This is a genomic window from Arthrobacter sp. JCM 19049 (assembly GCF_001310435.1).
In genome coordinates, this window is sequence record NZ_BAXF01000102.1 from 1 (window position 1) to 6496 (window position 6496).

The window sequence follows — 6496 nt, forward strand, 5'->3', positions numbered from 1 at the left end:
CACCCGGGCCATGGAGCGCAGCGTGCGGCTCACCCCGGCTTCGGCGAAGCCGCGTTCCATGGAGACCATCACCGCCTTGGCCCCGGCGGCGCTGCGCTGGGGCTCGCTGACCTTCAGTTCCTCTTCATTGATGTCCTGGGTGGGGGCCGGACGGTGCAAGGGGTTCCTCCATGATATGGGTGCGGGCGGTACTGCTGGTGCGGGTGTCGGTCAGCTTCCGGTGACGCGTTCGGGATGGGTGTACAGGTTGACGCTGCTGCCCCGGGAGAAGGCGGCGAGGGTCAGTCCGGTGTCCTCGGCCAGCCCCACCGCCAGGGAGGAGGGGGCGCTGACCGCGGTGAGCGTGGGGATGCCGGCCATGGCGGCCTTTTGCACCAGTTCGAAGGAGGCCCGCCCGGAGACCTGCAGCACGGTGTCCTGCAGGGCCAGCTTGCCGGCGCGCACGGCGGCGCCCAGCACCTTGTCCACCGCGTTGTGCCGCCCCACGTCCTCGCGCAGCACCAGCAGCTTCCCGTCGGTGGAGAACAATCCGGCGGCGTGCACGCCCCCGGTGTGGCTGAACAGCTTCTGGGATTCGCGCAGGGTGTCGGGCATGGCCAGCAGCACCTCCAGCTGCACCTTCCCGTCCTGCGGGCCAATGCGGAACGCGGACTTCTTGCGCACCTCGTCTATGGAGTTGGTGCCGCAGATCCCGCACGCCGAGCTGGTGACCACGTTGCGCATGGCGGCCAGTTCGGGCGGGTGCGCTCCGGGCCCGAGCTGCACCTCGATGACGTTGTAGGTCTGATTGCCCTCGCGTCGGTGCCGGCGCAGTAGCGCATTGAGCTGAGCTGTTCGCTGCCTCTGATGATGCCCTCGGCCAGCAGGAACCCGGCCACCAGGTCGAAGTCGTCCCCCGGGGTGCGCATGGAGGTCGTGTAGGCGGTGGCGCCGAACCGGATTTCCAGGGGTTCCTCCCCGGCCAGCTTCTCCTCGCGTACCTTTCGGGCACCGTCAAGGGTGGCGCGGATGACGCGCCGACGCACGATTTTGCGTCCCATGACTGTGCTCCTTTGCTGCAGACCAGACCGGGGTTCGAGGTTCGGGCTCGGGCAGAACCCCTGCCCCTAAGTTAACCCACCGGCTTCGTTGACACGGCCCGGAACCGCAAAGTATTACGGGCGGGCAGGAAACCGGTACCCACAGACGGGCCGGTGGCTTGAGAAGCTCAGCGTATCAAGGGCCGCGCCCCGGGGCGTAGCCGGTGCCGGCCGGGGCGCTCAGCGGGTGCGGGAGCCATGCTGGATGTCCGCTGTGTCTTGTCACCCCCGTCTTCTGGTCCCCTGACGGCGGCGGTAGCCTCAACGACACATGGTGAGAACGCCGGACCCGCACCGAGGAGTCCGCCACCACGAGGTTCTGGCCGATTCGTGTCGGAGAAAGGCGTGCTTTTTCCAAAGAACTGCCACCTGAGTCGGTGTTGCCCGTTTCACCCGAACCCCTCTTCAAGGAGTATCAGCCATGTCCACGAATCATCCAACAACTAGTCGCTCACGCGCCGCCGTGCAGGTCGCCGCACTGGTGGTCGGCGTGGTGTTCCTGCTGGTCGGCATCCTGGGTTTCATCCCGGGAGTAACCACGAACTACGATGCCCTCTCCGGCGCCGGCCACCATTCGGAGGCGAAGCTGCTGGGCATCTTCCAGGTCTCCTACCTGCACAACGCGGTCCACCTGCTGTTCGGCATCGCCGGCCTGGTGATGGCCCGCAGCATCGGGGCGGCCAAGGGATACCTGATCGGCGGCGGCATCATCTACCTGCTGCTGTGGATCTACGGTCTGATCATTGACTTTGACAGCACCGCCAACTTCATTCCGCTCAACGACGCGGACAACTGGCTGCACCTGGTGCTGGGCGTGGGCATGGTGGCCCTGGGCCTGGTGCTCTCGCGCGGCCAGCACCGCATCGAATACCACTAGCCGGCCGCCCAAAAGGCGCTAACCGGTCATGGCAGTGCCCGGGGAACTCATCATTCCCCGGGCACTGCCATGTTCCCCCAGTGTTCGCAGCTGCTGGCGGGACTTGCCGCCTGGGCTGGCGGGGTGGCCGCTAGGCCGTGCGCGGCGGGAACTTGCGGTATTTGCGCACGTGGTTGACGGCGTTCAGCAGCAGGTAGAGCTTGCGCCGCGGGTTCTTCTCGGCCCGGTACTTCAGCGGATTGGAGACCTTGCCGGCCTTTAGCAGCGCGGCGGCCTTCCGGCCGGTCGGGGTGTCCAGGTAGCGGCGCAGCAGGGCGTGGGGCAACACCGTGAACAGGCGCTCCTCCCGCAGCTGGGCCATCCCGTCCTGAAGCACCACCGCCGGTTGCCGGCGCACGTCGAAAGCGTCGTACTGGGGGCCGAGGAACTCATTGACATAGAACCGGGCCGGGTTAATGCCCGCGGCGGTGAGGTAGAAGTGGTTGCGACCGAGTCGCGGGTTGATCTCGAAGAACTTGACCTGCCCGTCACGGTGGTCGTATTTCGCGTCGATCATCGCCACCCCGTGCCAGCCGATCTCCCGCAGCATCCGGGCCCCGGCCTCGGCGACCTCACGGTGCCGTCCGGTGACAATCGCCGCCGAGTTGCCCAGCACCAACGGGGCGTGCTCCTCGATCACCACTTCCCCGTACCCGGCAAAGACGACCTCGGTGCCCGAGTCCGACTCAGCGGCGAAGTAGGTGCACAGGCGCATGGCGTCATCCCCGCCGGGAATGTACTCCTGCAGGATGTAGCCGAGTCGTAGCCGCTGGCGTCGATGCGCGAGAGCAGGTCGGTGAGCTGCTGGAAGTCCTTGAGCGTGTGGATCTTCTGCTTGCCGGCGAACTTCGCGGCAATCCAGTCCCCGGAACTGGAGGGCTTGCCGATCAAAGGGAAGTTCAGGCCCTCCACCACGGTGGCCACCGCGTTGCCCGGACGGTAGACCCGGGTGCGCGGGTGCGGCACGCCGAGCCGTTCGGCCAGTGCATAGAAGTTCTCCTTCAGCGCCGCCTGTTCAATGACCTCAAGTTCCGGATACGGGATCACGTAGTGGGCCGAGAGCTCCTCGCGGTGCCGGGCGATCAGCATGACGTGGTAGTCCAGGGACCCGAAGAGCAGCAGCGGCCGCTCGCCCTCGCCGGCCAGTTCCTCCGCGAGCTCGCGCAGCGCCTGGGTTACCCGGGCCTCATCCGCCATGGAGCCGATGGGACGCAACTCGATGGCCACCGAATGCTCGATGACCCCGTTGCCGGCGGCGGGCATGACCACCGAACGCACCCCGTAGGCCTCATGGAATTCCCGGGCCAGGGTGTAGGTGCCGATGTCCCCGCCGAGGATGACCGGGACGAAGGGCTGGGCGGGGTCAATCGAGGTGGATGGGTTGGCCATAGTCTCTGCTTCCTTGCCTACTTCTTCGCGCGCCAGGTCATGTACTTGTCAAAGGCCCAGGCCAGCGGCTTGTTCAGCGCCAGGTCCCATTCCCCGGTGGTCTGGATGATGTCACATCCGGTGTTGGTCTTGAACTTGGTCAACCCCGCCAGGTGGTGGCCGGCCTCCAGGGTGGGGCTCACCCCGCCCTGGTCCAGGTAGCGGCTGCCGGCGGCGATGGAGTCGGCGATCATCCGTTCCATGATGGCCTTGGGGGCAAAGAGCTTGCGCTGTTCGGAGGACGAGGCGCCGTAGATGTACCAGGACAGGTTGGCGGAGCGGATCACGATGGAGGCGGCCAGGTCGGTGCCTCGTGGCTGGCCAGATACAGCGTGCAGGAGCCGGGCACCGCCCGATTCAGCGCCAGGTACATGTTCTTGAAGTAGGACAGCGGACGGCCGGTGAACTCGTTGCGGTCCGCGGTATGCCGGTACAGGGCATGGAAGCGGTTCATGTCCTCCAGTCCGCCAACCTCCACCTCCAGCGGTCCGCGCAGGGCCTTGCGGGCCTCGTTGCGGGTGGTGGAGGAATATTTGGCGCGCACCCCGTCCGCGTCCAGCGGCTGGTCCTGCTCATCATGCAGTCGATGCGGGCCACGTATTCGGGTTGCCCGGCGGCGAAGTCCATGCCGGTGTCCTGCTTGGCGAAGCCCATGGCCTGCAGCTCGCTGAGAACCGCCTCGGCGGTGGCGCAGGTGTGCTTGGGCTCCAGGTCCGCCAGCGTGTGCATGCCCTCCTTGCCCAGCGCCTTGCGCACGGCGGCCGGTGCCCAGGAACGCACCATCAGCCGGGGCCCAGCCGCAGCTGGAAGGCCCCGTGGGCCTTGAGGTAGTCCACCAGCGGGGACAGCACCTGGCGCGGGGCGTAGGTGGAAAAGTCGATGACCGGGCCATCTGGAATGTAGGCCAGGGTCTTGCGCACCACCGGCAGCCCGCGGTGCAGCACCAGCGCGGCGCCCACCAGCTCATCCGCGGCGAACCAGCCAGGGACTCGCCCCGCCATTCGCCCTTCACCTGGCCCATTCGGGCCGCTGCAGGAAGCTGACCTGGCTGGTGCGCTCCAGGAAGGCGGTGTGTTCGGCGGTGGAAATCGGGCGCAGATGAAGATCTATCGTGCTCACACGCCCCAGCTTACAGTGCACGCCCTGCGATTCCCGGCAGCCCGGCGCCGCCCAGAACGCCGGGTAGGCCACACTGTTTCCGGGCTTCGGGGGTGAACGCCGGCCCGGGTTTGCACCTGCGGTTAGCGACGCAGGTTCGGCACGAAGCGGGCCAGCGGGCCCAGGAAGTTATCCAGTTCGGCCGAGCGGATCATGCGCAGCAGCAGCAGGTAGACCACCAGCATCACCACGCCACCACGGCCAGGGTCAGGAACGCGGCCGGGATGGAGGACCAGGCAAAGCCCCAGCTGTAGCCGCCCATGATGCCCAACGCCACGGCGCCAACCACCCCGGAGACCACGGCCATCGCCCCGATGCGGATATAGGTGTCCAGCACGTGCACTATACCGTAGTCCCCATAGCGGCGCACCAGCAGGAAGTGGGCGATGATGGCCGAGATGATGTTGGTGACCCCGTAGATCAGGGCCACCGCAGCGGTGATCTGCACGGCCGGCAGCGTCACGGTGGCGGTGAAGGCCAGCGCCACGCCCAGGGCCGCGATGATGCTTTGGATGATCATCGGGGTCTTGGTGTCCTCGTCGGCGAAGAACACGCGCAGCATGAAGAAGTGCGCGGACTTGAACGGCAGGCCCAGCGCGGTCAGCAGCAGCAGCTGGCCGATGGCCGCGCCTTGCAGCATCGCGGTGGAGGAGCTACCGGCGAACAGCCGGCCCAGCGGGCCGGCCAGCACGATGAAGGCGACGGTGGCGAACACCACCGGCACCGCGGAGGTGCGCAGCCCCTTGGACAGCAGCGGCCCGATCTCCTCGGTACGCTGCTCTTGGAAGGACTTGGTGAACTCGTTGAAGTAGATGGTGGCCAGGGCCAGCACGAACACCGAATGCGGCAGCACGGTGATCAGCTGGGTGGTGTTCAACGCGTATTCGCCGGGCACCGAGGCGCCCCCGTTGGGCATGGCCAGGCGCGCCGGGTGGCGGCGGAGACGAAGCGGGAGTTGACCAGCGAGGCGATGTTGCCCACCGTCATCGAGCCCAACGTCCAGATCGCGATCTTGCCCACGTGGCGCAGACCCATGCCGCGCCAGGCGAAGTCCGGGCGCAGCTTCAGGCCCAGGTTGCGCAGCGGCCAGAACAGCACCACCGCCTGCAGCGCGATGCCCAGGGTGGAGCCGCCGGCCAGCAGCACGGTCTTGGCCGCACTCCAGTTCTCCAGCTGGTTCGCATCCCCGCCGTACGCTCCGAACAGGGCGATGAAGGCACCGATCACCCCGATCTGCACCACGTTGTTCACCACCGGGGCCCACATGAACGCCGCAAAGCGCCCGTGCGCGTTGAGCACCTGGCCCACCACAGCGTAGACCCCGTAGAAGAAGATCTGCGGCAGGCACCAGAAGGCGAACGTGGTGCCCAGGGCCAGCATGGCCGGGGTCCACCCCAGGGTGAGCACCTTGATCAGCGGCCCGGCCATCAGGGTGAGCAGCACTGTTGCGGCGCCGACCACCACGATGGTCAGGGTCAGCAGCTTGGAGGTGTAGGAGCGCCCGTTGTCGCTGTTCTTCGAGGCCTTGATCAGCTGCGGCACCAGCACCACGTTGAAGATGCCGCCGGCCAGCAGCATGAAGATGATGGTGGGGATGACGTTGGCTTTTTCGAAGATGTCGGCCATGGTGGTCGACGAGCCGATCGCCACCGCCAGCAACGCGGTGCGCAGGAACCCGAGCACGCGCGAGACGATGGTCCCGGAGGTCATCAGCGCATAGACCTTCGAGGAGTGCTCCCGCTTCACGCTGGCGGCAGGGGGCACCGCCTCCTGGGGGGCCTGCGTGGCCACCGCCTCGGTCTGCGGGTCCTCGATCCGGGTGTTCTCGGATCGGCTCTTGGATACCTGGGACATATTCTGGAAAGCTTCACCCTATTGTTTCGGCGCACGCCCGGCCCGGTCCCGTCCCCGGCTG

Annotated in this window: 9 protein-coding genes and 1 pseudogene; 1 reads left to right on the forward strand and 9 read right to left on the reverse strand. The window is 66.9% G+C overall.

What is annotated here, in order from left to right; translation table 11 throughout:
- Positions 1-210 precede the first annotated feature (210 nt).
- Positions 211-1040 (reverse strand): annotated as a pseudogene (gene fdhD, locus JCM19049_RS06785) (formate dehydrogenase accessory sulfurtransferase FdhD).
- A gap of 460 nt (positions 1041-1500) precedes the next feature.
- Here fdhD and JCM19049_RS06790 point away from each other — a divergent pair.
- Positions 1501-1956, forward strand: coding sequence for a DUF4383 domain-containing protein (locus JCM19049_RS06790; protein WP_138175560.1), 456 nt, complete (start codon positions 1501-1503; stop codon positions 1954-1956).
- 130 nt (positions 1957-2086) lie between these two features.
- On the opposite strand, the gene JCM19049_RS06795 is transcribed toward JCM19049_RS06790, so the two are convergent.
- From JCM19049_RS06795 to murJ, 8 genes are all read right to left on the reverse strand, one after another.
- The gene (locus JCM19049_RS06795) at positions 2087-2710 is read right to left on the reverse strand and encodes a hypothetical protein (protein ID WP_054821205.1); all 624 of its coding nucleotides are present in this window, start codon (positions 2708-2710) and stop codon (positions 2087-2089) included.
- Positions 2632-3384 carry a hypothetical protein gene (locus JCM19049_RS06800; protein ID WP_054821206.1) on the reverse strand — a complete coding sequence of 251 codons (753 nt, stop codon included), beginning with the start codon at positions 3382-3384 and terminating at the stop codon, positions 2632-2634. Before JCM19049_RS06800 ends, JCM19049_RS06795 begins: the two co-directional genes overlap by 79 nt.
- 17 nt (positions 3385-3401) lie before the next feature.
- A complete protein-coding gene (locus JCM19049_RS06805) occupies positions 3402-3710 on the reverse strand; it encodes a peptidoglycan bridge formation glycyltransferase FemA/FemB family protein (protein WP_054821207.1) in 309 nt (102 codons plus the stop codon).
- Entirely contained in the window at positions 3707-3967 is a 261-nt protein-coding gene (locus JCM19049_RS06810; protein WP_054821208.1) for a peptidoglycan bridge formation glycyltransferase FemA/FemB family protein, read from the reverse strand. The genes JCM19049_RS06805 and JCM19049_RS06810 overlap by 4 nt, the downstream gene beginning before the upstream one ends.
- A complete protein-coding gene (locus JCM19049_RS19130) occupies positions 3874-4206 on the reverse strand; it encodes a hypothetical protein (RefSeq protein ID WP_279402630.1) in 333 nt (110 codons plus the stop codon). Before JCM19049_RS19130 ends, JCM19049_RS06810 begins: the two co-directional genes overlap by 94 nt.
- On the reverse strand, positions 4206-4424 hold the full coding sequence (locus tag JCM19049_RS06815; RefSeq protein ID WP_054821209.1) for a hypothetical protein: 219 nt from the start codon (positions 4422-4424) through the stop codon (positions 4206-4208). The genes JCM19049_RS19130 and JCM19049_RS06815 overlap by 1 nt, the downstream gene beginning before the upstream one ends.
- A gap of 341 nt (positions 4425-4765) precedes the next feature.
- Positions 4766-5497, reverse strand: coding sequence for a lipid II flippase MurJ (locus tag JCM19049_RS19135; protein ID WP_279402631.1), 732 nt, complete (start codon positions 5495-5497; stop codon positions 4766-4768).
- Complete coding sequence (gene murJ / locus JCM19049_RS19140; RefSeq protein ID WP_279402632.1) at positions 5455-6435, reverse strand: murein biosynthesis integral membrane protein MurJ; 981 nt, start codon at positions 6433-6435, stop codon at positions 5455-5457. The genes JCM19049_RS19135 and murJ overlap by 43 nt, the downstream gene beginning before the upstream one ends.
- Between the last annotated feature and the right edge of the window lie 61 nt (positions 6436-6496).